The 26,754-nt window shown below is 50.8% G+C and carries 22 protein-coding genes and 1 pseudogene; 11 read left to right on the top strand and 12 right to left on the bottom strand.

Annotated features, from left to right (window positions below):
- Positions 1-755: 755 nt before the first annotated feature.
- The 4 genes and pseudogenes from AC5JPW_RS08745 to AC5JPW_RS08730 form a co-directional block, all read right to left on the bottom strand.
- Positions 756-1,547: pseudogene (locus tag AC5JPW_RS08745) on the bottom strand (NAD(P)H-quinone oxidoreductase); the annotation flags it as partial.
- A complete protein-coding gene (locus AC5JPW_RS08740) occupies positions 1,462-2,697 on the bottom strand; it encodes an MFS transporter (RefSeq protein ID WP_494241175.1) in 1,236 nt (411 codons plus the stop codon). The gene AC5JPW_RS08740 and the pseudogene AC5JPW_RS08745, both read right to left, overlap by 86 nt.
- Positions 2,698-2,861: 164 nt before the next feature.
- The gene (locus AC5JPW_RS08735; RefSeq protein WP_494239624.1) at positions 2,862-3,782 is read right to left on the bottom strand and encodes a LysR family transcriptional regulator; all 921 of its coding nucleotides are present in this window, start codon (positions 3,780-3,782) and stop codon (positions 2,862-2,864) included.
- An 86-nt stretch (positions 3,783-3,868) separates the two neighbouring features.
- Positions 3,869-5,431, bottom strand: a complete 1,563-nt coding sequence (locus tag AC5JPW_RS08730) for a sensor domain-containing diguanylate cyclase (protein ID WP_494239622.1) — start codon at positions 5,429-5,431, stop codon at positions 3,869-3,871.
- 426 nt (positions 5,432-5,857) lie between these two features.
- On the opposite strand from AC5JPW_RS08730, the gene AC5JPW_RS08725 reads away from it, so the two are divergent.
- Positions 5,858-7,216 carry a putative bifunctional diguanylate cyclase/phosphodiesterase gene (locus AC5JPW_RS08725; RefSeq protein ID WP_494239620.1) on the top strand — a complete coding sequence of 453 codons (1,359 nt, stop codon included), beginning with the start codon at positions 5,858-5,860 and terminating at the stop codon, positions 7,214-7,216.
- Positions 7,217-7,234: 18 nt separating this feature from the next.
- On the opposite strand, the gene AC5JPW_RS08720 is transcribed toward AC5JPW_RS08725, so the two are convergent.
- A complete protein-coding gene (locus tag AC5JPW_RS08720) occupies positions 7,235-8,422 on the bottom strand; it encodes an MFS transporter (protein WP_494239619.1) in 1,188 nt (395 codons plus the stop codon).
- The gene (locus AC5JPW_RS08715; RefSeq protein ID WP_494239618.1) at positions 8,419-9,564 is read right to left on the bottom strand and encodes a serine hydrolase domain-containing protein; all 1,146 of its coding nucleotides are present in this window, start codon (positions 9,562-9,564) and stop codon (positions 8,419-8,421) included. The genes AC5JPW_RS08720 and AC5JPW_RS08715 overlap by 4 nt, the downstream gene beginning before the upstream one ends.
- A 115-nt stretch (positions 9,565-9,679) precedes the next feature.
- On the opposite strand from AC5JPW_RS08715, the gene AC5JPW_RS08710 reads away from it, so the two are divergent.
- Positions 9,680-10,579: a LysR family transcriptional regulator gene (locus AC5JPW_RS08710; protein ID WP_494239616.1), complete on the top strand. Its 900-nt coding sequence runs from the start codon at positions 9,680-9,682 to the stop codon at positions 10,577-10,579.
- 224 nt (positions 10,580-10,803) lie between these two features.
- On the opposite strand, the gene AC5JPW_RS08705 is transcribed toward AC5JPW_RS08710, so the two are convergent.
- The 3 genes from AC5JPW_RS08705 to AC5JPW_RS08695 form a co-directional block, all read right to left on the bottom strand.
- Positions 10,804-11,097: a hypothetical protein gene (locus AC5JPW_RS08705; protein ID WP_494239615.1), complete on the bottom strand. Its 294-nt coding sequence runs from the start codon at positions 11,095-11,097 to the stop codon at positions 10,804-10,806.
- A 38-nt stretch (positions 11,098-11,135) separates the two neighbouring features.
- Positions 11,136-13,559: an outer membrane protein assembly factor BamA gene (gene bamA / locus AC5JPW_RS08700; protein ID WP_494239613.1), complete on the bottom strand. Its 2,424-nt coding sequence runs from the start codon at positions 13,557-13,559 to the stop codon at positions 11,136-11,138.
- Positions 13,560-13,997: 438 nt separating this feature from the next.
- Complete coding sequence (locus tag AC5JPW_RS08695) at positions 13,998-16,244, bottom strand: TonB-dependent siderophore receptor (protein WP_494239611.1); 2,247 nt, start codon at positions 16,242-16,244, stop codon at positions 13,998-14,000.
- A gap of 490 nt (positions 16,245-16,734) precedes the next feature.
- Between AC5JPW_RS08695 and AC5JPW_RS08690 the strand changes: the two genes are divergently transcribed.
- The 3 genes from AC5JPW_RS08690 (at position 16,735) to AC5JPW_RS08680 (ending at position 19,182) form a co-directional block, all read left to right on the top strand.
- On the top strand, positions 16,735-17,730 hold the full coding sequence (locus AC5JPW_RS08690; RefSeq protein ID WP_494239609.1) for a fatty acid desaturase: 996 nt from the start codon (positions 16,735-16,737) through the stop codon (positions 17,728-17,730).
- Positions 17,699-18,490 (top strand): phosphate/phosphite/phosphonate ABC transporter substrate-binding protein, encoded by a 792-nt coding sequence (locus tag AC5JPW_RS08685; protein WP_494239607.1) that lies wholly within the window; start codon positions 17,699-17,701, stop codon positions 18,488-18,490. The genes AC5JPW_RS08690 and AC5JPW_RS08685 overlap by 32 nt, the downstream gene beginning before the upstream one ends.
- Before the next feature lie 68 nt (positions 18,491-18,558).
- Positions 18,559-19,182: a LysE family translocator gene (locus AC5JPW_RS08680; protein WP_494239605.1), complete on the top strand. Its 624-nt coding sequence runs from the start codon at positions 18,559-18,561 to the stop codon at positions 19,180-19,182.
- Between the two features lie 43 nt (positions 19,183-19,225).
- On the opposite strand, the gene AC5JPW_RS08675 is transcribed toward AC5JPW_RS08680, so the two are convergent.
- A complete protein-coding gene (locus AC5JPW_RS08675; protein ID WP_494239603.1) occupies positions 19,226-19,810 on the bottom strand; it encodes a flavodoxin in 585 nt (194 codons plus the stop codon).
- 431 nt (positions 19,811-20,241) lie between these two features.
- Positions 20,242-20,646, bottom strand: a complete 405-nt coding sequence (locus AC5JPW_RS08670; RefSeq protein WP_485886528.1) for an H-NS family histone-like protein — start codon at positions 20,644-20,646, stop codon at positions 20,242-20,244.
- A gap of 370 nt (positions 20,647-21,016) precedes the next feature.
- On the opposite strand from AC5JPW_RS08670, the gene AC5JPW_RS08665 reads away from it, so the two are divergent.
- On the top strand, positions 21,017-21,412 hold the full coding sequence (locus AC5JPW_RS08665; protein ID WP_494239602.1) for a hypothetical protein: 396 nt from the start codon (positions 21,017-21,019) through the stop codon (positions 21,410-21,412).
- Between the two features lie 5 nt (positions 21,413-21,417).
- Positions 21,418-21,960, top strand: a complete 543-nt coding sequence (locus tag AC5JPW_RS08660) for an RNA polymerase sigma factor (RefSeq protein ID WP_494239600.1) — start codon at positions 21,418-21,420, stop codon at positions 21,958-21,960.
- A gap of 50 nt (positions 21,961-22,010) precedes the next feature.
- Here the strand turns inward: AC5JPW_RS08660 and AC5JPW_RS08655 are convergent, their stop codons facing one another.
- A complete protein-coding gene (locus AC5JPW_RS08655) occupies positions 22,011-22,232 on the bottom strand; it encodes a cupredoxin domain-containing protein (protein ID WP_494239599.1) in 222 nt (73 codons plus the stop codon).
- A 343-nt stretch (positions 22,233-22,575) separates the two neighbouring features.
- Here AC5JPW_RS08655 and AC5JPW_RS08650 point away from each other — a divergent pair, with 343 nt between their 5' ends.
- Genes AC5JPW_RS08650 through AC5JPW_RS08635 form a run of 4 tightly spaced genes read left to right on the top strand, consistent with a single transcriptional unit; the run spans position 22,576 to position 26,695 of the window.
- Complete coding sequence (locus tag AC5JPW_RS08650; RefSeq protein WP_494239598.1) at positions 22,576-23,592, top strand: iron ABC transporter substrate-binding protein; 1,017 nt, start codon at positions 22,576-22,578, stop codon at positions 23,590-23,592.
- Between the two features lie 24 nt (positions 23,593-23,616).
- Positions 23,617-25,191, top strand: a complete 1,575-nt coding sequence (locus AC5JPW_RS08645) for an ABC transporter permease (RefSeq protein WP_494239596.1) — start codon at positions 23,617-23,619, stop codon at positions 25,189-25,191.
- A 1-nt stretch (position 25,192) separates the two neighbouring features.
- Positions 25,193-26,218 (top strand): ABC transporter ATP-binding protein, encoded by a 1,026-nt coding sequence (locus AC5JPW_RS08640; RefSeq protein WP_494239594.1) that lies wholly within the window; start codon positions 25,193-25,195, stop codon positions 26,216-26,218.
- A 45-nt stretch (positions 26,219-26,263) separates the two neighbouring features.
- Entirely contained in the window at positions 26,264-26,695 is a 432-nt protein-coding gene (locus tag AC5JPW_RS08635; RefSeq protein WP_494239592.1) for an EamA family transporter, read from the top strand.
- Positions 26,696-26,754 lie beyond the last annotated feature (59 nt).

Genomic DNA, 26,754 nt, shown 5'->3' with positions numbered 1-26,754 from the left:
ATTAACACATTGTTTAACATTAATACACTTAATCGGTTCGTACTGCTATTTGTACAACCTTAAATGTACGCGTTTATCACTGATAATATTGGGTACTGAAAAAATAAAAAAATTCCTCCCATTAGTTATCCGTTAAACACTCCGCTGGTTTCGTTGGTGCTGAAAATACAGCGGACAAACAAGTACATCTCCCGGCGCGATATAAACTCTTTGATGCGTAACCTGACTGCTGTTGCGGTGTTCATTACCTGACGCTAACTCAACCCAGTCGCAACAATAAACTTAAAATCATGGCCTTACATCATCGCGCGTTAGTCCACACCCTCTGCGATTGTCGTGATTTACTACGTGGCCTGAAAGCATTGTTGCGTGAGAAGCTGTTTTTTCTCGACGTAACTAACCCATACAAAAATACTTCGTGGCCTTTATCGCAGAATAATTAAAGAGCAACTTAAACATCTTCTGTATCAACAGCGAATTAAAGTAACGTGCTGTTAATATCTAATTTAGTCATTTTTATGACTCTGTCAATACTGTCTTTAATGACATGACATTTAGATCAATTTTGAAAAGAAGAGCGTAATGAAATCAGGTAGATAAGAATTATGCGAATGTTGCCGTTTGGTTGAAATGTAGACGATAAACGTTTTTGCTGTTAGATGATTATAGCATTAGAGACCTAAGGAAAATGCGAAGTATATTATTTGTTCGAAATCAGGTGTCTTTGTGCGCATATTTCCTTGTGCCTCTTAAACTTACCTCATGTTCGCGCAGCGAATCGTTTCGCTGACAACGAGTACCACCTTGCCAATATGCCCACTGGCATCCATCAATCGATGCGCGTCGCTGGCTTTCTCCAAAGGGAACGTTTTAAATACTTGCGGCTTCACTGCACCGGTTTCAATCAGTGGCCAGACGTTATCATTCAATGACTTAATCAGTGAAGCTTTCTCCGCTGGTGTGCGGGAGCGCAGGGTTGAGCCAATATGGGTCAGCCGTTTACTGAGCATCGGGAACAGATCCACCTCTTTTGCCACGCCACCGATTACGCCGATCTGCACAATGCGTCCATTCATTGCCGCCGCCGCATAGTTCCGTGCGACATAGTCCCCGGCAACAATGTCGAGAATAATATCGGCACCGTGACCGTCAGTGGCCTGATGCGTGGCATCGACAAAATCCTCCTCTTTATAGAGGATGGCAACGTCAGCCCCCAGCTTCAGGCTGGCCTGTTGATGGGCTTCAGACCCCACCGTTGTGATGATTTTCCCCGCGCAGAAAGCTTTTGCCAACATGGTTGCGGTGGTGCCAATCCCGGAGGCACCGCCGTGAATCAGGATAATGTCGCCAGCTTTGAACAGGCCACGCTCGAACATATTCAGCCAGACGGTCATGAAGGTTTCGGGCAGGGCGGCGGCTTCAATCAGACTCAATCCCGGCGGGAGTGGTAAAGCATTACTCTCATCGGCTACACAATATTGTGCGTAGCCACCTCCAGGGATCAAGGCCGCCACATGGTCGCCAGTCTTGATGTTCTTCACGCGAGCACCGAAATGTCAGGCATGCGTATTCGATGGAATGACGGTGCAAGGCGTCATTAAAAGATGGGCGCAGAGTGCGGCGAGCGCAAACAATCCTCCGGTTAATGCAAGGCCGTGCCAGCCCCATGCTGGCCGCAACGGCAGTACCCGTGGCACCACCGAGAAAATAGCTGGTCATAAATAAGGTATTCAAACGGCTACGGGCGGTGGCACTTAGCGCGGTGATGCGGCTCTGATTCGCCACCAGCCCGGCCCGGTTGCCAATATCAATTAAGGCCATTGCCGCTATCAGCAACCCGAGGTGTACGGCGCTCAAACCGACCAACACAAACGCAACGCTCAGGAGCAGTGCTCCTGCGAGCAGCATGAGGCCTGATCCTACGCGATCGACCAGGCGGCCAATCAGCGGCGAAGCGAGTAATCCGGCAATACCCACGAAGCCAAAAGCACCCACCGCATCGGGACCAAAATGGTAAGGCGGTCGCGACATCAGCATCGCAAGGGTGGACCACAATGCTGAGAAGGCTGCGAACATTAAAAAACCGGTGACACACGCGGCTCGTAGCACCGGCTCATTGCGTATCAGTGACCATAGCGAGGTAAGCAATGCCGGATACGCCAGCGTTGTCGTACGTTCGGTCTGGGGTAACCGGGCGATCACTACGACGATTACCACGACATCAATGGCGACGGCGAGGAAAAACATCATCCGCCAGCCACCCCAGGTGCCGATAAATCCACTTAACGTACGGGCAAATAACAGCCCCGCGGAGAGTCCACTCAGCAATGTGCCCACAACCCGCCCACGTGTTTGCGGCGAGGCCAGACCAGAAATGACCGGAATAATGATTTGCGCGGTGACGGCGCTGATACCCACTGCGAAACTCGCCAGTTTTAATGGGCCAAATCCTGGGGCAAGCGCCACCGCCAGTAGGCTCGCCATGTTGAGCAACAGGAGGGTGAGGATCAGCTGTTTACGATCGACCCGGTCACCCAGCGGTACCAGCAAGAGTAATCCGCTGGCGTATCCTAACTGGGTAAGCATGGCGATCTGCCCCACTTCAGCATCACTTCGATCGAAGGTCGCGCCAATGCTGGCGAGTAAAGGTTGATTATAGTAAAGGGTTGAAACGGCAAACGCGCAGGCCACTGCCATCAGAAATACTGTGGTGGAGGTGAGCGGGGCGCGTTGATGTGTGGAGATAATCATGATGACAACATTCCCGTATGAGGTGGTTGTCATCACTTTATCTGCATCTTGCGGCGGTGATAACGCCGTTTTCAGCGCAACATCTTTGCTAAAAATGCAAAATTAAGGCGTCAGGGTTCCCAAATAGGTGGGCTACCCACCGCCTGACGCAGTGCCTCGATAAAGACACGAACTTTTGCCCCTGGTTGCGGTTGTGAACGAAGAAGATGAATGCATGATGCAGTGTTATTCCAGCACTCGCCCTCAATGTTCAGGCGTACGAGTGTACCTGCCTGCACATCCTGACCCACCATCCAGGTGGGCAAAAAAGCGATTCCCATTGCTGAAAGAGCCGCGCTACGCAGGGCTTCAAAATCATCGCAACGGAAAAATACCCCTGCGCTTTCCGCTGCCCCGGCTGAAAAGCCCGGTAAATCTTTCCAGCCAAGTAAGTCGGCGCCGTGCAGTTTATCGATGAGTCGATGGCGGGCAAGATCGGGCACGGATACAGGTATGCCTGCACGTGCCAGATAAGCGGGGCTGGCGACCAGCAGTCGCTTTAGCGGGGCGAGGGTGCTGGCGATTAGTGTGCTATCGGGCAAGTCACCCATGCGAACCATCACATCAAGCCGTTCCGTAATCGGATCGTAAAGGCGTTCGGTCAAATCCAGTTCAGTGCGCAATGCCGGATGTTCAGTTTCCAGGGCTGCGATAATGGGCAGCACATAGCGTTTACCAAAAGAGGGCAGGCAGGCGATACGTAGCGTACCTGCAACAGCGATATCAAATGCAGAGACCTCAGCATGCACATCCGCGAGTTCATCCAGCAGACGCAGGGTGCGCTGGTATAGTTTTTGCCCGGCATCCGTCAGTCGCAGGGAACGGGTGGAGCGAATAAAAAGTGTGGTGCCCAGTGATTGCTCAAGTGCATCGATTTGACGCACTACCGCCGAGGGGGTTTGAGCGCGAAGCCGGGACGCAGCGGAGAAACTGCCTGCACGCACTACGTCGGCGAAAACAGCGAGATATTCGGCAAAGCCTGGTGTCATCATTTTTGCATTCTGTGCAAAGTCAGGAGGTCAGTATACGCTAGCACCCAGCCATCGTAAGGTTAAGTCAATTCTCGCTGATAACGCGTTTATGACTCCAGGGCTGGACTGACGACAACCTTATTCCTTCCGGTCCTTTTAGCTTCGTAAAGCGCCTCATCGGCCTGCTGCAATGCCAGATTGATGTCGTTGCCGTTTTCGCTGACGCTGGCCACGCCCAACGAGATCGTCACGTTACCCGTATAGGGGAAATCTTCATCATCAATATTTGAACGCATTAGTTCAGCTGCCGCAGCTGCCTTACTGAGTGAGGTGTCCGGCAGAAAGACAACAAATTCCTCACCGCCAAAACGGCAGAGAATTTCGTCTTCAACGCACACATTTTTTAATCGGGTGCTTAATGCAACGAGCACGGCGTCACCAGCGGTGTGCCCATACCTATCATTAATCTTTTTGAAATGGTCAACATCGATGGCAATGATGCTTCGCTCATCTGTTGTGGGATGCCGTTTGACCAGCACATCGAACCCTTTGCGGTTATAGAGTCCGGTTAGAGGATCGGTCATGGCTTCGTCGCTGAGTTTGTTTACTCTGCGAGTCATCATTTGCAGATGGATCATGACCGCCTCTCTCAGTCGGTCGGCTTCATTATACCAGGCGTTAATTTTGGAGAGTTTCTTCAGCGTGATTTCGCTGTCCTCTTCTCTGGCGAACTCCACCAGTCTTTCGAGCGGGAAAGATATTCTTGCTGAAAAGAAGGTTACCGTTGCTGCGGTCAGAACAATAATCGCCAACGTGAACCAGAATGCATTAATCATGGTTTGCGATAAAATGCGCGACACGCTATCTGGAGCACCGGAGATGATCACTTTCCAGTTGGCCTGATTCATACTCGCATAACCGACCAACTCACCAGAGTTAACGTCGCTATCGTAAAAAAAACCACTGCGCGTAGTGGTTAATTTCTCTTTGAGTATGACACCCGGCTTGAAATTTTTACTGACCAGCGTCGTATCTTTATTGAAGATGATCTTCCCGTGGCTACTTACGATACTAACGTCGGTTTTATTATCGTAAAAATGCATAGTGAGGATCTCACTGAGTATGCCTTCTTTTTTCAGATAAATAGTACCGCCTAAATAACCAAGGTATTTTCCACTTTTGCTGAATATAGGTTGAGAAACGAGTACCACATAATTCCCGGCAGCAGAAATAAAGGGCTCCGAGATAAATGCTTTTTTAGCTTTGATAGCTTGCTCACTGGTCTGGGACTCCACTTTCACCCCAATTAACCCCAAACTTTCTGGCGAGGCAGCGGTAATAATGGCATCTGCACTAACTACTACCACAGAGTTGAAGAAACCAGACTGTAACCTTAAGCGGTTTGCTTCCTGCTTTAATTGCGTGATGTTATCAAAGCTGTTAATCAAACTGGCACTGTATGCAAGTTCTCTTTGCGCCGTCATCAGATAGCGGTCAGTGGTGTCTGCAAGTTTTCGGGCATAGGCGAGGTTGCTTTCCAGCAGGCTGTCTTCGATATTGCTTTTTTGAAACAGTGTTAACGCACTGAGAAGTAACAAAGAAGTGATCAAAATTCCGCCAACGGAGAGCGCCAGCATTAGCGTGCGGAGATGAAATTTTCTTCTGAACATAAACATCCATGCCAATCAAAAAGACAACAACCTCTTATCCATTGCTTGATCAAAACATAGACACTCTGCAAAAGCAATTCTAATCGGGAAAGGCTTTGCGATTTATCCTGGTTCGATAGTGGTTATTCTAAGGAATTTCCGAATATTCGAGCGAGAGGCTGAGTTTTACTCATCACTGCATTAAAGCACGAATTAAGTACAAAACTTTTTTTGAAGAAGCTTCACATGCTAATATTCTACTGGGTGAATTACATTGTCGCGTAACGTATCCTGACATTTGTTTGTGGTGCATGGGTGATAATAAGCTTTACCGTTTCATTCACGCACAACAATGCCGTTTTAACTGAACTGTCATATTCGTCGGCTGGTAGTTTATAGATGATGGTTTTATATTGAAATTTTTAGGGCGAAAGGAGTGTTCACACAATGCGTCGTAGCTATCCCGTAATGGTTCCTGCTGCTGAACATCTTGCTTTTCTTTGCCGTGTTGCGGCTTATACCGGCGTTGTGGTTTGTTTGGGATGGCTGGCATTTTTCATTTCCTTGCAAGAGTGGGAACTTGTCCTCTCTTTGCTTATTCTGGCTGTTGTGGTCTTTCCCTGCTGGCGCCTTGCCGTCAATGGCAACTTTTCCACTGGATTAATGCTTGCCCAGATTGCTTGCTTACTTTTTGTGGTTATTTTTTGCTATCGGTACGATGTGCCCGATAGTTCCATTCAGAGGACTACCCATCTTTACCTGCCCGTCATTGCCCTTGTGGGATACATGAATTATCAGCAGGATCGTTCGCGCTTACAGGCCGTCATTATTTTATTAAGCCTGGTCGCCTTTATTTTTTACTGCAGTAGTTACGGTGCATTTTCGATCGATAACCCCGTTTCGCGAAAATTTCGCGTTGTCAGTGCATGGCTGAATCCTGTCCTCGCAACGCTATTCCTGTTTGGTGGCATTGTTGCCATGCATACCGATTTTTCTCGCAGAGCGATGAGAGCCAAAGCTATTCAGCATGCTTTGTATAATGAGCAATTTACTCTTATGTACCAGCCACTGGTGAACGCCGAAGGGAAGGTGATGGGGGCTGAAGCACTGATTCGCTGGAACCACCCCTCCTCAGGGTTAATACCGCCATCTGCCTTTATTCCCGATGCGCAGGAGGCAGGACTGATGCCGATGATCGGCGAATGGGTGATAACACACGCATTTAGCGACCTGCTCAAATGGCAGTCCAGCGCAGATACACGCCATTTAACGATTTCCATCAATATTACCGCCGACCACCTGATGCAGCCTGGCTTCGTTCGCAAACTTCTTCAGCGGGTTTATGCCGACAATATTCCGTGTAACCTGGTCCATCTGGAGCTAACGGAAAGTGTTTTCGTGTCAGAACCCGAGGCCGTCGCCGCCCGCATGAACGAACTGGCGGCGGTAGGATTCAGATTCTCCCTCGACGATTTTGGTACAGGGTTCTCTTCATTAAGTACCTTACGCGGGTTGCCACTGGAGCAGATAAAAATTGACCGCAGCTTTATTGCCAGTGCCAGCGAGAATGAAAAAGGCGACGTGATTGTGAGAAATATTGCGCGGATGGGAAGCGAACTTGAACTCGAAGTGGTCGCCGAAGGGATTGAAACCGAACAGCAATGGTCAATGATGAAAGAGTATGGCTGTACCGTTTTCCAGGGATTCTATTTTTCTCCGGCGGTTGATTCTGTGGCGTTCGTGCAGCTCATCGCGCAAGGTTTTCCGGTTGCGCCCTGTTCTGTTGCGGAGTCCAGACAGGGCTAGCCCGTCTGGATATTGATTTCAGGGCAACGGATCTTGCCCAACCGGGTGGGGCGCTGGTGAGCGGCCGCCTGACAACCAGGCCAGCCACATTGCCGCAGCCAGCAGCAGAATCAACAGGGGGGCGAACCCGCCTGTGCCAGTGCTCTGCAAGACCAGACCACCCAGAATGCCACCGCCAGCAATCGCCAGATTCCACATGGTGACCAGCATTGATTGCGCCACATCCGTAGCCGCGTGAGCCCGGTGAACCATTGCAGTCTGAAACAGCGTTGCAGCTCCACCAAAGGCCAGCCCCCACAGAATGACAGCCGTCCAGATAACAGGGGCACTCGTTACATTTGACTGCAACAGCAGGGCGGCCAGCATAAACAGGCCAACACTCGTGCACGTGAGGCGATGAAGATGCCTGTCCACCAGTATGCCCGTGAGAACAATACTGACCAGTGAGCAAAGACCAAACAGTAGCAGTACCGCATCGGTCCGTGCCGTCAGCCCTGCCGGGGCAAGGAAGGGCGCAATCCAGGTGTAGAGCAGGTTATGGGCCAGCACAAAGGTCAGCACCAGCAGCAACACATTTCGTACACCGGGCAGTCGCACCACATCGCGCAGAGGAAGTCGCTGTTGAGCCGATTGACCAGCAATATCTGGCGCACTGAGTCGCAAAATAAGCATCAGACATAACGACATGGCGCTCAGGGCGGCAAAACAGAGTCGCCAGCCAATCAGATTGCCGATAAAGGTGCCAAGAGGAACGCCAATCGATAGTGCCAACGGTGTTCCCGCCATCGCAATGGCAATCGCTTTGCCTCGTTTATGCATCGGGGCCATAGCGGCGGCGTAACCCGCCAGTTGCGCCCACAACGCCCCGGCGGCGATACCGGCAACCGCACGAGCGGTCAGCATCACAACATAATCAGTGGCAAACGCTGTCACCGTGTTGGCGAGGGTAAACCCTGCGAGAGTGGTAATGAGCAAAGGCCGGCGTCGCCAGCCTTGCAACAGCGACATCAACGGAATAGCTGCCACAAAAGATCCGATGGCGTAAAGCGTCACACTCTGCCCGGTTGCCGCGACGCTGACATCCAGATCCTCTGCCATCCGTACCAGTAACCCCGCAGGCAGCGCCTCAGTCACAATCGTGACAAACGCGGCCATGCACAGCGCCATCAATGGCACGAGCGGGAGTCGATCGGTCGTCGAACTCATTTTGCACCCTCAAGACCAAGGTATACCGCATCGCGCAGGTCGTTCACAAACTGCCCGGACATGCCTTCGTACAAGGTATTGCTGAAGGCGACGACGCTGAGTTCCCGCGCCCGATCAACAAACCAGGCATGACCGTAGGCACCGCCCCAACGCCAGGTGCCGATGGATTCCGGTGAGTGGGCTAATTGCGGGTCACGCAGCACGGAAAAACCAAGGCCAAATCCGACGCCCGGAGTGTCTGGTATTTCATGGGGGGTGATCTGGTCTCGGCCCATTTCTGTTACCCATTGTTCCGTTAAGAGTTTGCCCCCACCGCAGCGCAGCGTCTCTAAAAGGCGCATGAGATCGCCTGCCGTTCCGACCATTCCCGCACCACCGGAGGGGTAAGCCTGCGGATCAAAAACACGTGCCGGACTATAGTGAACACCAACTGTGTTCTCAAAGGGAGCGGCATATTCGCCCTCCTGCAATGGGTGTGGTTGCGGATGATCGTTAACATAAGCAATGGCGACGTGTTGATCGGGGAAGGCAAAAAAGCCCGTCGCGTGCATGCCCAGCGGGCCCGTCACCAGCGTTTTTACTGCTTTATCCAGCGTCTCACCCTGCACTTGCTCAATGACGGCGCCAAGCACGTCGATACCCAGTGAATAACACCATGCGCTTCCGGGGGAAAACAGCAGTGGGACGGAGGCAATACGGCGAACATTTTCAGTGAGCGTCAGCCCGGAATTGTCCATCCCGTCGGAGACACCTGCGCGGGCATAGGGCCCATCGGCATTCTCTTCAAGAAAACGATACCCCAACCCAGATGTGTGACTCATCAACTGGCGCAGGGTTGGCGATGCCGTACTGCCATCTGCCAGACGCACGTTAAACGTGGGTAAGTAGTGTGCAACCGGCGTATCGAGATTCAGCTTACCCTGTTGAACCAGCACCATGGCGGCAGTGGTGACAATCGGTTTGCTCACCGACGCCAGACGAAACAGGGTGCCGTTTTCCAGTCGGCGTTGATTTTCCCGGTCAACGAAGCCAGACGCCTTGTGAAAAACCGTCTGTCCGCGGTGGCTGACCATGACTTCCACGCCCACCAGTCGTTTCTCGTTCAGCGCCTTACTGGTGACCTTTTCTATAAAATCGTGCATGGGTTTCGCTCCTTTGTTAGTAACGACTCCACAGTAGAGATTTCACTATTACGGAAAAAGAGGGGTATATTTCATCTCTCTACGGACAAATTAGTCCGTAATCGGAGGTGGGGAAATGGAGAGTCTTAACGGTTTTGTGGTGTTTGTGCAGGTGGCTGAAGCGGGGAGTTTTGTGGCTGCCGGCCGGCATCTGGGCATTTCGGCGTCGGCAGTGGGGAAGAGTATTGCCCGGCTGGAGGAAAAGCTCAGCGTACGCCTGTTTCACCGCAGTACACGCAGCCTCACGCTGACGGCGGAAGGGCAACTGCTGCTGGAGCGTAGTCGACGTATCCTGGCGGAAATTGATGCTGCCCAGCAGGAGCTCACCGAGGCATCCGCGCGTCCGATGGGCAAACTGCGGCTCAGTTTGCCATTGGTCGGTACGCTGGTGCTGCCGGTACTGGGGGAATTTATGCGCCAGTACCCGGAGATCCAACTGGAGCTCGACTTCAGCGACCGCATGGTGGATGTGGTTGCGGAAGGCTACGATGTGGTACTGCGAATAGGCCACCCGGCAGATTCCCGTCTCTCTGCACGTAAACTCGGTCATTTTCGCTTCATTACCGTCGCTGCCCCATCGTACCTTGCGCAGCGAGGTGAGCCGCAAATGCCTGCTGAATTGCTGGATCACGCCTGCCTGCAATACCGTTTCCCCTCGAGCGGTAAAGTGGAACGCTGGTTGATGCGGGGTAATGATGGAGAAACTGAATTGCCGTTACCGGCCTCTATGGTGTGCAACAACATTGAAACCCGAGTCTGCTTTGCTCTGCGAGGGCTGGGAATTGCCTGGCTGCCTGACTTTGCCATTCGCGATCGTCTGGAGGAAGGCACCTTACGCGAGGTGTTGTCTGACTATGCGAACCATACCGGCGTGATGCACCTGCTCTGGCCTGCCAGCAAGCATCCTTCCCCCAAATTACGCGTTCTGATCGACTTTCTGAGCGAGCGACTCTTTCCGGCAACGAACATCACTTAAATGCGCTAAAACGTGCGAGCAGCCAGGCCATAAACCCCCTTAGCCTGGCACTCTGGTGGCCGTTTCGGGGCAAATGACATAAAAAGAGATAGTGAGCCGGGACCCGCCGGAAAGCCGTTGCACCCGTTTGCTGCTCTTTAGCCTGGAGGGCTGCATGTGCTGCCCAATGCCCAGCCCTGCCGGCAGGTGCTGGCTCAGCTTCCGCTGATGGGCGATCCGGTCTCTCATTCGTCATAGAGCGCATGCTTTAACCGGGAAAAATGGTTTCTGAACTGGCGCGTTTTTTCTCTTTTGTTTGCCGTGGCGCGGACAGCATCATCCGCGCTATTGAATGTCTCATCAAAGAGTTGCACATAGTGATGCCCCAGGTTGCGGCAAAGCAGATAACACAGAAATTTTGCCCGCGTGAGGCATTGCTGAGAACTCTCCCTGTTTGTCGCCAGCACGGCGCGTTCCAGTTCATATTTGAAGTCATAAAAATCCACTTTACTGACTGGAATATGTGCTTTTTTCTTCATGACGTCGTTGTCTTATGGCTCATGCGGGAAAGGGGCTCTCACCAGGTTTTGCCGATATTGAACTGGAACTGCTCGGCTTTATCCCCGTCGAATTTCTTGAATGGCTCAGCCCAGGAAAAGACCAGTGGCCCGAGGGGAGACATCCACTGAAGAGCTATCCCTGCGGAAACGCGGATGTTGTAGGGGTCACTGTAATCGGGTATGCCGGCGGCGAGCGTTTGCGGTGTGTTACGCCAGGAGGTGCTCCAGACCGTACCGGCATCAACAAACAGCGAAGTGCGCAGGCTGTCGGCATATTTGTCGCTCACAAAGGGGGTAGGTACGATGAATTCGCTATTGAGCACCACCATGGCATTACCGCCTACAGCATCGGACGAACTTTCTACCGGGCAGGTGCTATAGCTGCTTTCGGAGCCGTTGCAGCGGTAGTAGACCGACTTCGCACCGATAGTGTTGGAGGAAAAACCACGGACTGATGATGACCCACCCGCATAGAAGTTGTCGTAGAACGGAACGGTTTTACCGTTCAGTCCGCCTGCATAACCCGCACGCAAATGCTCCATCCACACCCAGTTACCGCCTTCATTAATGGGCACATACTGGGTGCTATCGAAGGTCAGTTTGTAATAGCTGTTGTCAGAGCCCGGTAGAGTGACTTTGCCCGTTAAGCTACTTTTGTTACCTGAACGGGGGAAGAAGCCGCGATCAAGGGTGTTATAGCTCCAGCCGAGGCTTGAGAAGAGATCGTTAGCGATATACTCCGCGCCGCTATCACCATCCTTGTCCACCACCGTCGGGTAAATGCCCCGTGAATTAAGGTAGCGCCAGGTCGTGAGTTCCGGCTCCATGTTGGTTAAGCGGTTGTGGACGAAATCCAGTCCGAGATTAAGCGTGTTATTTTCACTGATCGGAAAGCCCATATTGCTGCCGATGCCGTAACTCTGCTGGTTATAACTACCGGTGTCGGCATCGGAGGCGTCATAGCTGTTATAGAAAATTTTGCCGCCCAGACTTACCCCATCGACGGTGAAGTACGGATCGGTAAGGCCCAGTTCAAGATAGGATTGATAGCTGCTGCGTGTGCCGTTAAAACTCACGCTGTTACCGGTGCCCAGCCAGTTGTCCTGGGTGACGCCAAGCTGGTAACTGATCCCACTGTCGGTGCCATAACCGACACCGACGTTGAATGAGCCGGTGTTGCGCTCTTTGACTTTATAGACCACATCAACCTGATCGCTGGTGCCTGGCACGGGGATGGTTTGCGTATCAACCGACTCAAAAAAACCTGTACGATCAAGCCGCGCTTTCCCTTGCTGAACGTTTTCATCATTTAGCCAGGCCCCTTCCATCTGACGCATCTCCCGGCGCAACACCGCATCGCGGGAGGTGTCATGACCTTCAAAACGGATCTGGCGTACGGTATAGCGGCGTCCGGCATCCACGCTGATGTGTAACACGACGCTTTTCTTCAGGTCATCTATTTCCGGCATGGTCTTCAGTTGCGGCATGGCATAACCAGACTTGCCTAACAATTTTTTTATGCTGCTTTCTACAGCCGTAATTTGCCCACCGCTGTACTCTTTACCATTTAAGGGGGCTGCCAGTTCCTCAATCTCTTTATTATGCCGGGCAAGAAAACCGGTAATTTGTACGCCCGATACCTGATAGCGTTCACCTTCATCGATATTAAGAGTGATATACAAGGATTTTTTATCCGGTGTCATGCTGATCTGACTGGAACGGATGGTAAAACGGGCAAAGCCACGGTCAAGATAATAACTGCGTAGTGTTTCAATATCTGCTTCTAATTTTTGGCGCTGATATTTTTGATCGGCCAGCACGTTCCACCAGGGAACGTTATCGCGTAATTGTAATTGATCAATTAGCGTTTCTTCGTTGAAGGCGTGGCTGCCGATAATATTAATTTGGACGATTTTTGCGGAGAGACCTTCCTGGAAGACAAATTTTAAATCTACGCGATTGCGGGGGAGTGGGGTGACAACTGCGTGTACCTGGGCGCTGTATTTTCCGACGCTATAATAAAAATCCTGCAGTGCTTTTTCTATTTGTGCCAGATTATTACTATCGAGTGCGCCCCCTTCATCGATACCGCTGGCACTGAGGTTCTGTTTTAACAGTTCGTCTTTGATTGCCTTGTTACCGGAAAAACTGATTTTGGCGATGGTTGGGCGCTCTTTCACCTTCACCATCAGCGTATTGCCGTCACGCAGGATCTGCACATTATCAAAGTTGCCACTGGCATACAGGGCACGAAGCGTATCACTGATGTCTTCATTGGTGACCTCTTCGCCGGTTCTTACGGGCATGTTCAGCAGGGCCGCACCGCGGGTAACACGTTGAAGACCTTCAAAACGGATATCATCTATCCGGTACGCGTCAGCCGCCTGGAGAGTAAAAGGAGAAAGTAATAATCCGGCTATGAAATTACGTTTTTTAAACATGAATGTGTCGTCTAAGAGATATTTTTCAAAGTGGCAGACGAAGTAAGTTTTGAGTGCTTTCCAGGCAATGCCAGAATTTACTTAAAACACCGCGAATAAAAATGCAGAATTACATTTAATTATGGTGAAACAATGGAGAAAGAATGGATGTTATGGGGTGGAGTAAAACTTATTTAAATATTGAACTTTATTGAAATAATTCTCTCCAACAGGTATCTGGTCGTAATGTAAGAAGTGTTTTTATTCCTTTTATAAAAAAGCCCCCTACCAGAACGCAGAGGTAGGGGGAAGGGTTTGTTAGGATTGATATTCTTTGCTCTACGCAAGGAACTCGTAAAAAATAAACTAATTAATGCCAGATATAATGAAGAGAAAATGAATAAATTGTGGTGCGTCACAATGAGTGTAATAACAAGATGCACCACTGAGTATTATTTATCAGAAATGCGTGTTGATGCTCATATAGAACGTACGCCCTGATTCATTGTAGGTTTCAGCACCTGCGCCATACAGATAAGCGCCGGTGGTCGAATTCCCCGTGGTTTGTGCATTACCGGCACGATAATGGCGGTTATCGAAGAGATTATCTATGCCACCGGTCAGGCTCAGGTTTTTGGTGACCGTCCAGGTCGAACTCAGGCCCACAATACTGTATGGACTCAGTTCGTTTAACTCACTGCCTGAAACCGCTACCCCTTTGTAGTTGTAGCGCTTCGGTTTCTGGCGACCATACCAGGTAAAGGTGCTTTGCAGCGACAGGTCATCGCGTATCTGCCAGGCCAACCCGGAGTTGAGCGTAAATTGTGGGATGACGGATAAACGATCTCCCGTGGTTTTGTTTTTGCTTTGCAACATCCAGGTCAGATTGTTCGTCCAGTTGAGGGTGTCGGTCACCGGGACATTGAACGTGCCCTCTAATCCCTCTACCAGGGCTTTAGGGACGTTTTCCCATTGATAGATGTTGGTGGTGCCATTGCTGGCTGTGCCCACGGCGGAGTAACCGGACTCAATCTTGTTGCGGTAGTCGTTACGGAAGTAAGTAATGCCGCCCTGGAAGCCGTCGTGCTTGTACTCGATCCCCACCTCTTTATTGACGCTGGTTTCGGCTTTCAGGTCGTCGTTACCCATCAGGTAACAGGCAGCGCTGCTGGCGTAGCAGCCCTGACCGTTGCTGTAGAGAATGTAGTTCGGGTTGAGCTGGTAAAGATTTGGTGCTTTGTACGCACGGGCAATGCCGAGTTTCAGCGTCCAGTCTTCCGCCAGTATCTGGGAGAGGTTAAGCGACGGGCTCCAGTTGTTGCCAACGATGCTGTGATGATCAAAGCGCAGGGCGGGAGTCAGCATGGTGCTGTCAGTGAGCGCTATGTTGTCTTCAGCGAACAGAGAAAAGATTTCCGCGCTGGTGTACGGGCTGCGATTGGTGCTGTCCGCATCAGAAATCGAACCATAGGAGAGCGACTGGCTGGTGGAGATGCCGTCTTTCATCCGCTGCTGATTCCACTCGGTGCCGAGGGTCAGGTTCTGGTCCACCCCGAGCGTGAAGGGAATGTTGACCTCGCTGTGAAGCAGCACATCGGCCAGGTCAATATCGGAGAATTTTTCGCTGGAAAAAATGCCTTCAGTGCCACCGGCCAGACCTTCGTTCATCCTTGAGTTTCGCGTGTGTTCATATTGTGCATAGGTATTGCTGGTGATGCCATTATCCCAGCCGCCTGTCCACGTCAGGCCGTAGGTCTGGCGATAGAGGCGGTTGGTCTCTTTGCCATACATATTTTTTACCAGCGTGCTGGTGTTGGTGTTTTGGGTGTCGCCTGCATAGAGATTGCCCTGGCGGCTGTAGCCCGATTCAAACTCCAGCGCTTGCATGGGGGCAAATTCCCAGCGCACTTTACCGTGAATATCCTTGTTGATGACCCCTTCGCGCCCCGCCGGGTAAGAGTTAGCATAGGTGCCGGTACGCGCCGCTTCATGGCCGGAGTTGATATCTTGTGCGTCAGCCTGGGTTTTGCTCATGTTGCCCCACAGGTCAAAACTGACCGTGTCGGAGAGCGGCCCGCTCAGGCTAAAGTTAGTGCGTTTGGTTGAGCCCTCTTTGCGATGTTGTGGCGCGTTCAGGTAGGTGTTCCATGAACCGTGCCATTCGTCGGTTGTTGGCCTGGTGACAATATTCACCACGCCGCCCATCGCGCCGTTGCCATAACGGGCGGCCGCAGGCCCACGGATCACATCAATGTGATCGATCATTTCGGCAGGCACCCAGCTGGTATCCCCCCGGCTGTCACGGTCACCACGCCAGCCATAACGCACCGCGTTGCGGCTACTGACCGGTTTGCCATCCACCAGGATCAGCGTGTTTTCCGGCCCCATTCCGCGGATGTCGATCTGGCGGTTATTGCCACGTTGCCCGCTGGTGGAGTTGCCGGTGAGATTGACACCTGGCTGAGTGCGAATCAGCTCAGACACATCACGCGCAGGCGGGTGCTTAGCGATTTCATCTGCCGTGAGGGTCGACACGCCAGATGCTTGCAATGTTTGTCTGGCGGCGGTCACGACAAGGGTGTCTTCGTTCTTTTCCGTGGGCGTAGCTTTGGCGGTTGTGTTGTCTGCGGCCTGTACCGGGAGGGCAGTACCCCAGAGCACCATGTGGATCAGCATGGCGAGTGTATAGTGCGATCGGTGTTTCATTTCTGACTCCCTGTGTGCTGTCGAACTTCGCTTTTCTTTTCTGAATGCTGCACCAGAGAATTATTTCAGGCGTGACAGCGCCTCCTGAGTGGCAGGAATAATGAGGCGATGCAGCATAAAAATGAAATGAGAGCGAGTATCATATTACGGATGTAATTGTTGGCTTATCTCTGTGTTATTCAATTATTCTCTGACGACGTTATTGGAAATGAAATTCATTATCAAGATATTAAGATGTGTATTTTAAATAAATAAAAAATACTTTATAAACAATTGGTTGTGTTGATTCTGTTGGCGTGGGAATTTAATGTGTTTTAATTATTATCATATTAAAAACACAATGTTTTCACATTGTCTCCATGATGGGCTTCGGAGCTTTCCCAGTCTGTAAGCGATTTTCTTCATTAGCTAATCCATTTAAATACTTTGTTATTTCGGCGCATTTCTCCCATCGTCGCCACAAAGCATCAGCGGAAAGGCGTACGGGTGAATGACAAAAAGTAATACGGCGTATTTGCATGAGCAGCAGCGGGTGCTGATTCAGCAGCTCTCCCGCTCATGGCTGTGGCGCACCGAATGGCCCACCTGGGTATTAATCGGTGTGGTCTACGGTGGCTGGTTTGGTACTTTGGCATTCTGGCAAACACTGGGCCTGATTCCGGCAACGCTGTTGTTACTTTGGTTCACCACCTGGTATATGTCATTGCAACATGAATTGATTCACGGCCATCCGACACGTTTGCCCTGGCTCAATCAACTCTTTGGCCTGATGCCGCTGGCGGTCTGGTACCCGTATGGGCTCTACCGTGATTCACATCTTGCGCATCACCGAGCACATATTCTGACACTGCCGGATGAGGATCCTGAATCCTACTATTTCTCAACTCGCCACTGGCGGCACCTGTCCCGACTGCAGCGAAAGCTCATTCTGTTGCGTAATACCTTTGCCGGACGACTTCTACTGGCTCCCTTATTTGATATTGTCGGCATGCTGAGCGATGCGGCTCTGGCATTTCGTCAGCGGCAGGTGAAAATCATCATCATGTGGTTTGTCCATGTGACACTGCTGACCATCACTGTTGCCTGGATTGCCCGGAGTGGTTTCTCGATTGTGTGGTTTGTACTGGCGATTAGCTACCCGGCACTGGCCTTAACCAAGATCCGCTCTTTCCTTGAGCATCGTGTGGCAGACGATCCGTTGGCACGTTCAGTGATCAATGAAGCTGCCTGGCCCTGGCGGCTCCTGTTTCTCAACCTGAACTATCATTCTGTACATCATGATTTGCCCGGCGTGCCCTGGTATGGCCTGCGCAAAATCTACCTGCTTTATCGCGACGATTATCAACAGCGTAACCGTGGTTTTTTGGTGCGTGGGTATGGTGAATGGCTGCGACAATTCCTGTTCCGGGCGGTGGAGGTTAATGTCCACCCTGGTTTTAATACGAGTAAGCCGAATGCCGCATCAGATAGCGTTTCCGATGTATGATCTGCACCGTCCGGACAGTGAAGCCTTTCTCCGTTCGCTGCAATCCCTGTTAGCTGAACGCGGGTTAATGGCTGAGCCTGTCTGGCCGCAGAGCGACTTAGGCACACACTGGCGCAGTGAAGACCTTTTATTGAGCCAGGCCTGCGGTTTTCCTCTGGTGACCCAACTGCCGGATGTACAGGTCGTCGGCGGATTCCACTATTCCGCTCCCGGTTGTGAAGGGAACGGCTATCGCAGTTTCCTTGTGGCACGCCACGAAGATCAACATCAGCCATTTTCTGCCTTCCGCAGACGTCGGGTAGTCTGCAACAGCACGAATTCGCAGTCCGGCTACAACGTATTCATGAAGATGACGGCACCGCTGGCAACCGACGGGGCATTTTTCTCATCTGTGCTCTTTAGCGACAGTCACCGTAACTCACTGATTGAACTTAACAAAGGCACGGCAGATATCGCAGCAATAGATTGTGTGACCTGGGCGCTGCTCAAACGGCACCAGCCTGACTTGCTCAAGGGACTGGTGATTATTGACCAAAGCCCGCAGGCTCCAGGGTTGCCGCTGATTACCTCATCTCGTACTTCACCGCATGACCTTTCGTTACTACGAGACGCGTTGGATGAACTGGTGAGCGATACGGCACATCAGAGTGTTTGCGATGCGCTGTTTATTGATGGGTTTAGCGAGGTTAAACGAGAGGAGTATACGGTATTGCTCACGTGGCGTGATGAGGCGGTAACACGAGGAGTGAATCGCTTGTAAGGGCGTGTTTCGCGCCTGTATTCAGTGTTACTCTCGGCGTACTAAAAAACCGCCACAAGGACACTCTCATGCCTGTTGAAACCCTGCTAGCTTTTATGGCGACGGCTCTATTTCTCGCGTTTGTGCCAGGGCCTGATAATGTATTTGTGATGACTCAATCCGCCATTCGCGGGCGACGAGCAGGATTAACCGTTGTTCTGGGCTTGTGTACGGGGCTTATTGTGCACACCACTGCGGTGGCTCTCGGCGTGGCTGCTATCTTTCAAAAATCCCAGATGGCCTTTAGCCTGCTGAAATATGCCGGTGCTGCTTACCTTGCCTATCTTGCCTGGCAGGCCTTCAGGGCCACACCCTCGGTGGCTGAAGCCAATGGCAATACCGCTCGTGAAGATGCCCGCCTCTATTTTCGCGGCATTCTGATGAACATCACCAACCCCAAAGTTTCTATCTTCTTTCTGGCGTTCCTGCCACAGTTTGTGAATCAACAAGCCGGACATGTAACTCTCCAGCTTTTCGCGCTGGGCGGGATATTTATAGTGTCGACCTTCATCGCGTTTAGTGCGATGGCCTGGTTTGCGGCGAAAGCGGGGGCACGTTTTGGGCAATCGGCTCGCGCACAACAGGTCATGAATAAAATGGCGGGCGCGGTCTTCCTGGGACTCGCAGTGAAGCTGGCAACGACTCAGCGTTGATGTTTGCACTCATCTGGTGTCACCGTGCGTCAGATGTGTGATATCAACTGCGTCCCGTTTCCAGCCAGTCAGTGACCCTCTCGGTTGTTTTTCTTTCCTGATCGCATTCAATGACCAGCGCTTTTTCCTGTTTCGCCTCTGGCGCCAGACTTGCCAATATAGCCTCACTGTTGCCAGGTCCATATCCACCGTGGGTAATAAAAGGAATCAGCGTTTTTCCTGCCAGATTATGCGTGCTGAGAAACGATTTTACCGTCTGGGGTACTGTTGTACCCCAGATGGGGAAACCTAAATAAACGGTATGATATTGGGCTATTTCCTGGATGTTACGGCGTAGGGGCGGAAGAAAATTCTGCTCACGCTCCATTGAAGCCTGTGCAACAGTTTGAAAATAATCTTCCGGGTAAGCTCTGGCAGGCTCAATTTCAAAAGTCGCAGTGTGCAAATGACGATGAATAACCCCCGCGATAACCTGCGTGTTACCGCTGCGGGAAAACCAGGCGACCAGCGTTGTATGTTTATTATCAGCTCGGGCTGCAAGTGCGGGTGTTATTTTTATCGGTGTGAGGGTTAACCCGGCGAGTACAGTAAGAAGCATACGTCGGGTGGAATCATGTTCTTCTGGCATTTTAAATACGCCTTTTAAAAAGCAGGGGAATGTGAAGAAACTATTCGTCTCTCCGGCTGAAACTTTTTAATCCGGCGAACACGATTGCTGTTTTAAAACATGTGTTCACAACAGGGATTATACAGTGGCATGTATGTCGTCATGCTGACAGTGTTCTGACAATCACGTCAGCAGCGTAAGGAATAGCGAAGCAGAGAAACAAAAACATTCAGGACATTTCTTAATTGTGAACAAACATTACGGCGACAATTTAACCTGAAAAAAACGAAGGGTTAAACGAGTTGTAAATGGCGACGAGAAAACCAGGAATTATTCTTAGCAGTGTTATGGGTGATTCGTGCGTAAAAGCGCACAAGAAAAGTTAACAGTGAGAATGAATGCGGAAATGAAGAAAGAGAAGCGAGGAGACAGTCATCTCCCCGCTAAAGAAATCAGATAGCGAAATCTTCGAGTTTCTTGCCTTGTTTAATAGCAGCAGTAATTGCTTTAGGCGTACGGCCCTGGCCTGTCCAGGTTTTCTCGCTGCCGTCTTCATCAATATACTTATATTTAGCCGGACGCGGCTCACGCACTGACTTGCGCTTAGTCGTGGTGGTTTTCAGAGAAGAGAGAAGTTCAGTCGGATCAATACCTTCATCAAGTAATTTCTGACGGAAAGCAGCTAGCTTGGCTTCTTTCTCTTCGAGTTCACGTTTCTGTGAAGATTCTTCTTCACGACGTTCTTCAACAATAACAACCAGCTTTTCGAGCATCTCTTCAAGAGATTCAAGAGAAACTTCACGAGATTGCGCGCGAAGGGTGCGAATGTTGTTAAGGTTTTTTAGTGCTTCTGACATCACATTACTCCTTGTCCTGGAAATTAAAATCTAACAAAACAATTTTTAGTTATTATTGGGTAAAAATCAATACCACAATAGAGAGTAATTCTCCTATACCGCATTATTTTTTAAACTGACGCTCAGTTTTTAACATCGTGATATATTTTTTTGCACAGCGATATGAGTCATAACTTGTATAAATATGATGTATTGCCCCATAAAAGCGCAACGCATTGCTTATATCCTGCAAAATCGTAGGTCTTTTCCGTCAAGATGTGAGCGAGCGAGAAATTTTTTGCGCTTCAGGGCAAAATTTTTTGCGTTTTGTAGCAATATTTTCATTGCTCATTCGTCTACCTCGATACGACTACGTTAGAGGAGAGTAAAAATGAGACATTTTGGAAGCCACCGCCGCCGTCCTGGTAAGTTTGGATTAGTGTTCATTATTATCACTGTCGTGATGACGCTGCTGGTTATGTCATTGTGGAATGCATTAATACCTGAGCTATTTGGTCTTAAAACCATCAGTTTCTGGAGCGCACTGGGGTTACTGATACTTTGCCGGGTTTTATTTGGCGGCATGGGAATGGGGCCAATGATGTTCAAAATGGCGCGGGATAACCGACAATTACATGAGCGATGGATGAATATGAGCGAAGAAGAAAAACAGGCCTTTTTCGCTATGCGTCATCGCCGTGGTCATCATCGTGGGTGGAGATGTCGCGGAGAGGAAGAAATGCAGGGCAATAATAATGAACCTGTTAAACCGTCCGATAACGCGTGATCGCGATGGATAATGCCGATAACTCGCGTTCTACACGCATTCTGGATGCGCTTTTAGCCTGCCAGGCAAAGCTCAGGGCATTTATCCGTCGACGTATTCCCGTACGGGAAGATGTGGATGACATTCTCCAGGACGTAACGCTGCAATTAATTAATGTTGAGCAACCTGTTGAGAATGTTTCCGCCTGGTTGTTCCGTGCCGCACGCAATGAAATGGTGGATCGATCGCGTAAAAAACGGGAGTGGTTATTTTCTGAAGATGAGGACATAGAGAATGATTGCCGTGCTGTTTTATTCAGCGCGGCGACCACGCCGGAAGATGCGCGCCTAAGTGACCTGTTCTGGGATGAACTGGAAAGTGCGCTGGCCGAATTACCACCAGCGCAAAGAGAGGTGTTTGAGAAAACCACATTACAGAGCTACACCTTTAAACAGCTTTCGCTTGAAACAGGATTGCCAGTGCAAACGTTGTTATCGCGTAAACATAAAGCAGTACGTTATCTGCGCAGTCGACTTTCAGCGCTTTATAACGACATCATGCTGTCTTAATGACCGAGACTTGCGATGAAAACAGGATGAGAAGCGTTTTCAGGTGAGGTTCAGACTTTCGACTTGCTCTGTTTCCAGGTGGCGATAGCGTCGTTAATGTTGTTCGTGACGATGTCGCCCACTTTTACCTCATTGATGTAAACGTCATAGCGATCTGCGTTGTACTTAAAGACAATAATTTCACCCTGGAAACGAACCCGTTTTTCTTTCACCGTGAGACCCCGACTGCGCATGGCAATTTTAGCGATGGGATCTATTTTCCTGTCTTTCATGTGGGTATCTGTTAGCCTCTTATTATCATTTGTTGTATCCAGGCTGACGCGCAGACGTCATGATATTAATTTTATATGCCCAGGAAGAAAAGGCCATTAGATTAAAAAGAGTATGGCAGAGAAAAATAATCCTTGCCGGGGCTTATCTTAAGGTTTTCTTAATGTTCGCGTGTTCTAGCATTTTGGGAGTGAAAGAATATCTTTCTGGTGACGCCTATCCAGAATTAAATATCGAACTTAATTATTGAGAATTGTTTCGATTCTCATTCCGCTATCTATATGTTTAAACTCCAGCGTGTTTGCAGACGCTTCGTTTATACACATATTTTTATAAGGAATGATGATGAAAAAACATTTTTCGTCTTTGTGTTCGATAGCTATGGTCATCTCTTCAATTCTTGCTGCACCTGCGGCTTTTGCCGCTGACAACGACGAAGGTATCGTTGTTTATAACGCGCAGCATGAAAATCTGGTTCAATCGTGGGTGGATGGCTTCACGAAAGAAACCGGTATTAAAGTCACACTGAGAAACGGTGGAGATACCGAGTTAGGCAACCAGTTGGTGCAGGAAGGAAGTGCCTCACCGGCAGACGTTTTCCTCACCGAAAACTCCCCAGCGATGACGCTGGTCGACAACGCTAAGCTGTTTGCACCGTTAGATTCAGCCACGCTGAAGCAGGTGCCAGCATCATTCCAGCCCGCGCACGGCCGCTGGATTGGTATTGCCGCACGCAGCACTGTATTCGTCTATAACCCTTCTAAAATCAGTGAATCACAGATTCCAGTGTCGATGATGGACCTCGCAAAACCTGAATGGAAAGGGCGTTGGGCTGCGTCACCATCAGGTGCCGATTTCCAGGCGATTGTCAGCGCCATGCTCTCCCTGAAAGGCGAGAAAGCGACACTCGACTGGCTTAAAGCAATGAAGACCAACTTCGTGGCTTACAAGGGTAACAGCACCGTCATGAAAGCGGTGAATGCAGGGCAAATTGATGCTGGCATCATCTATCATTATTACTATTTCGTCGATCAGGCTAAAACGGGCGAAAACAGTAAAAATACCCAACTTCATTATTTCAAACACCAGGATCCGGGGGCTTTCGTCAGTATTTCCGGTGGCGGTGTTTTAGCGTCCAGCAAACATAAAGCGCAGGCTCAGGCTTTTATTAAGTGGATAACCGGTAAAGAAGGTCAGGATACGTTGCGTACCAATACAGCATTTGAATATGCAGTGGGTGTGAATGCTGCTTCAAACGAAAAACTGATCCCGCTGAATAAATTAGATGCGCCAAAAGTTGAACCATCTTCGCTGAACAGTAAAAAAGTCACAGAATTAATGACCCAGGCGGGTCTGCTGTAAATTAAAAATAAAAGTGAGCGTCTTATGTCGGGTTTAAGCATTCCGCTGGCACGTAAACAACAGCGCCAAACTCATCGACCGCGTTCTGCAAGGCTGTTGATGGTATTAGCCATGTTTATTGCTTTGCTGGCACTGCTTCCGGTCGGATTTGTTATTACCGCCGGAATAGATACGGGATGGGAAACCGCGAAGGCGCTCATTTTTCGCCCCCGTGTGGCTGAGCTGTTAAGTAATACCTTTTGGCTTATTTTGCTGGCCGTGCCTGGCTGTGTGATAACCGGGGTGACGCTGGCGTGGTTCACTGAAAGAAGTGCATTGCGCGGTCGACGCCTCTGGTCATTGCTGGTGGTCGCGCCGCTGGCGATCCCGGCGTTTGTGCAAAGCTATGCGTGGGTCAGTGTGATTCCGTCAATGCATGGCCTGTCCGCCGTGGTGTTTCTCTCTGTTCTTGCCTACTACCCTTTTATTTATATGCCGGTTGCCGCCGTTCTGCGGCGGCTGGATCCTAATCTCGAAGATGTGGCGGCTTCGCTTGGCGTAACGCCGTTGCGGATATTTTTCCGCGTGGTGTTGCCCCAGCTTCGGTTGGCTATCTGGGGTGGGGCACTGCTGGTGGCGATCCATCTTCTGGCGGAATATGGCCTCTATGTCATGATCCGCTTCGATACCTTTACCACAGCGATTTACGATCAGTTTCAATCCTCATTTAGCGGACCTGCGGCCAGTATGCTGGCGGGCGTGCTCGCTCTCTGTTGTCTGCTACTGCTGACGCTGGAAGGATTGAGTAGGGGTAGTGCGCGCTATTCACGCGTCGGTTCCGGTTCGGCGCGCGCACAACAACGTGCTTCGCTCGGGGCCATCGGTCATGGGCTGGGGCAGATCCTGTTTGCTCTTGTTGTCCTGCTGGCGCTGGGCACGCCGCTTGCGGTACTGGGGCGCTGGATGTGGATTGGTGGACTTGAGAACTGGGTGAAACCAGATTTGTGGTATTCACTCCATCAGACCCTTTATCTGGGCATCGCGGGGGCCGTCCTCACCACCTGCTGCGCCATCCCCACCGCCTGGCTTGCAGTGCGCCATCCCGGTCGACTTTGTCGTGTGCTGGAAGGGTGTAATTACATGGCCAGTTCGCTGCCGGGTATTGTGACTGCACTGGCCCTGGTCACGGTAACGATTCATTACGCGCACCCCATTTATCAGACCGAAGTGACCCTGTTCCTCGCTTACGTGCTGATGTTTTTACCCAGGGCGCTGATAAACCTGCGTGCGGGTATTGCTCAGGCACCGGTCGAGCTGGAGCAGGTGGCGCAAAGTCTGGGGAAATCGCCTGCTGTTGCGCTTTTCAGCGTGACCCTGCGTCTTGCCGCTCCGGGGGCAGGGGCGGCAGCCGCGCTGGTCTTTCTCGGCGTCAGTAACGAACTGACTGCTACGCTGTTGTTGTCGCCACTTGGTACACGCACGCTGGCGACGGGATTCTGGGCGCTGACCAGTGAAATTGATTATGTTGCTGCGGCTCCTTATGCCTTCTTTATGATTCTTATTTCACTTCCCTTAACCGGGCTCCTTTATAAACAATCACAAAAATTATCGGGGCTTTGAGATGTTTGAACTCTCCCATATTTCGAAACGTTTTGGTCCGGTGACGGTGCTGGACGATGTGAGCATTCAACTGTCACCGGGTAGCCGAACAGCGATTGTCGGGCCATCCGGTTCCGGGAAAACCACGCTGCTACGCATCATCGCAGGCTTTGAGCGGCCTGACAGTGGTCAGATACTGATGCGTGGTGAGTCACTGTTTGATGGTGTGAAAGTCGTGCCTGCTCACTTGCGCAAAATTGGTTTTGTCCCACAGGAAGGGGCGCTTTTCCCTCATCTTCGGGTCGAAGAAAATATCGCCTGGGGCATTGAGGGTTCGCGCGAGGCAAAGCGTAAACGGGTCGATGAGCTCATGGAGATGGTCTCCCTCGACAGAGAGCTTGGTCGCCACTGGCCCCATGAGATTTCTGGTGGACAGCAGCAGCGTGTTGCTTTGGCGCGGGCGTTGGCTCAGCAGCCTTCACTGATGCTGCTCGATGAACCTTTTTCTGCGCTTGATACGGGCTTGCGTGCTGCGACACGCCGGGCAACAGCAGAACTGTTATCGCAGGCGGGTGTGGCGTCGATTCTGGTCACCCATGATCAAAATGAGGCGCTCTCATTCGCCAGTCAGGTCGCGGTGATCCAGCAGGGTCGATTCACACAGGTTGGAGATCCCCAGGAGGTGTATGCCCGACCGGTGGATGAACAAACGGCGCTTTTTCTGGGTGATGCACTGATCCTCACGGCAGACGTTACCAACGGAAAAGCACGCTGCCTGCTGGGCGACATTTCGGTGGATTCCCCACTGCTCAGTGGAACGCGACGCATTATGTTGCGCCCCGAGCAACTGATGATCGCTCCTGCGACAAGGCCATCAATGATAAAAGTTGTTGATATCGATTTTGCCGGGTTTCTCTCGACCTTAACCCTCTGTTTTACTGACAACAATCAAATGCTGACGGTCACTTCTGTCACCCAGCCTGGCCTGTTAGCGGGTACAATGGTCGATGTCCACATCATGGGCAACGCGTGGGTTTTCAACGGCTAATGCCGCCCGCTAAATCTTGATGAAAGGAAATGAAGGTAAGGTGTCATGTTTTCATTAACGAACTGGTTTATCTGGGCGCTACTTTCTGCTTTTTTTGCGGCACTGACGGCCATTTTTGCCAAAGTGGGTATTCAGAACGTTGACTCCGATTTTGCTACCCTGATCCGCACGGCCATTATTATTGTCATTCTCGCTGCGTTTATCTTTGCGACCGGTAAGTGGCAAAATCCGTTAGAGATTGGTAAACGGACCTGGTTTTTTCTGCTGTTATCGGGGCTGGCGACGGGGGCATCCTGGGTCTGCTATTTCCGGGCGTTGAAGCTGGGGGAAGCCTTTAAGGTGGTACCCGTGGATAAAATGAGTGTGGTTCTGGTGGCTATTTTCGCAGTGATTTTTCTCGGGGAGCGCCCGGGGTTGCGGGAAATTGGTGGGTTGCTGTTGATTACATCGGGTGTGTTGTTGCTGGCGATTCGCTGAATGTTTAGGGCGTTTTTTTACGTCTAGTGGAATCGTTCCGTTCACCTTAAGTTCAACGT

The sequence above is a fragment of the Phytobacter sp. genome (assembly GCF_059074235.1).
Note: the sequence above shows the minus strand (reverse complement) of the source record. Positions and strands in the feature narration are given on the sequence as shown.

Coding starts and splice junctions, on each gene's coding strand:
- AC5JPW_RS08740 (WP_494241175.1), bottom strand. CDS start 2,697: ATGGCAGTGGCCTGCGCGTTTGCCGTTTCAACCCTTTACTATAATCAA.
- AC5JPW_RS08735 (WP_494239624.1), bottom strand. CDS start 3,782: ATGATGACACCAGGCTTTGCCGAATATCTCGCTGTTTTCGCCGACGTA.
- AC5JPW_RS08730 (WP_494239622.1), bottom strand. CDS start 5,431: ATGTTCAGAAGAAAATTTCATCTCCGCACGCTAATGCTGGCGCTCTCC.
- AC5JPW_RS08725 (WP_494239620.1), top strand. CDS start 5,858: ATGCGTCGTAGCTATCCCGTAATGGTTCCTGCTGCTGAACATCTTGCT.
- AC5JPW_RS08720 (WP_494239619.1), bottom strand. CDS start 8,422: ATGAGTTCGACGACCGATCGACTCCCGCTCGTGCCATTGATGGCGCTG.
- AC5JPW_RS08715 (WP_494239618.1), bottom strand. CDS start 9,564: ATGCACGATTTTATAGAAAAGGTCACCAGTAAGGCGCTGAACGAGAAA.
- AC5JPW_RS08710 (WP_494239616.1), top strand. CDS start 9,680: ATGGAGAGTCTTAACGGTTTTGTGGTGTTTGTGCAGGTGGCTGAAGCG.
- AC5JPW_RS08705 (WP_494239615.1), bottom strand. CDS start 11,097: ATGAAGAAAAAAGCACATATTCCAGTCAGTAAAGTGGATTTTTATGAC.
- bamA (WP_494239613.1), bottom strand. CDS start 13,559: ATGTTTAAAAAACGTAATTTCATAGCCGGATTATTACTTTCTCCTTTT.
- AC5JPW_RS08695 (WP_494239611.1), bottom strand. CDS start 16,244: ATGAAACACCGATCGCACTATACACTCGCCATGCTGATCCACATGGTG.
- AC5JPW_RS08690 (WP_494239609.1), top strand. CDS start 16,735: ATGACAAAAAGTAATACGGCGTATTTGCATGAGCAGCAGCGGGTGCTG.
- AC5JPW_RS08685 (WP_494239607.1), top strand. CDS start 17,699: ATGCCGCATCAGATAGCGTTTCCGATGTATGATCTGCACCGTCCGGAC.
- AC5JPW_RS08680 (WP_494239605.1), top strand. CDS start 18,559: ATGCCTGTTGAAACCCTGCTAGCTTTTATGGCGACGGCTCTATTTCTC.
- AC5JPW_RS08675 (WP_494239603.1), bottom strand. CDS start 19,810: ATGCCAGAAGAACATGATTCCACCCGACGTATGCTTCTTACTGTACTC.
- AC5JPW_RS08670 (WP_485886528.1), bottom strand. CDS start 20,646: ATGTCAGAAGCACTAAAAAACCTTAACAACATTCGCACCCTTCGCGCG.
- AC5JPW_RS08665 (WP_494239602.1), top strand. CDS start 21,017: ATGAGACATTTTGGAAGCCACCGCCGCCGTCCTGGTAAGTTTGGATTA.
- AC5JPW_RS08660 (WP_494239600.1), top strand. CDS start 21,418: ATGGATAATGCCGATAACTCGCGTTCTACACGCATTCTGGATGCGCTT.
- AC5JPW_RS08655 (WP_494239599.1), bottom strand. CDS start 22,232: ATGAAAGACAGGAAAATAGATCCCATCGCTAAAATTGCCATGCGCAGT.
- AC5JPW_RS08650 (WP_494239598.1), top strand. CDS start 22,576: ATGAAAAAACATTTTTCGTCTTTGTGTTCGATAGCTATGGTCATCTCT.
- AC5JPW_RS08645 (WP_494239596.1), top strand. CDS start 23,617: ATGTCGGGTTTAAGCATTCCGCTGGCACGTAAACAACAGCGCCAAACT.
- AC5JPW_RS08640 (WP_494239594.1), top strand. CDS start 25,193: ATGTTTGAACTCTCCCATATTTCGAAACGTTTTGGTCCGGTGACGGTG.
- AC5JPW_RS08635 (WP_494239592.1), top strand. CDS start 26,264: ATGTTTTCATTAACGAACTGGTTTATCTGGGCGCTACTTTCTGCTTTT.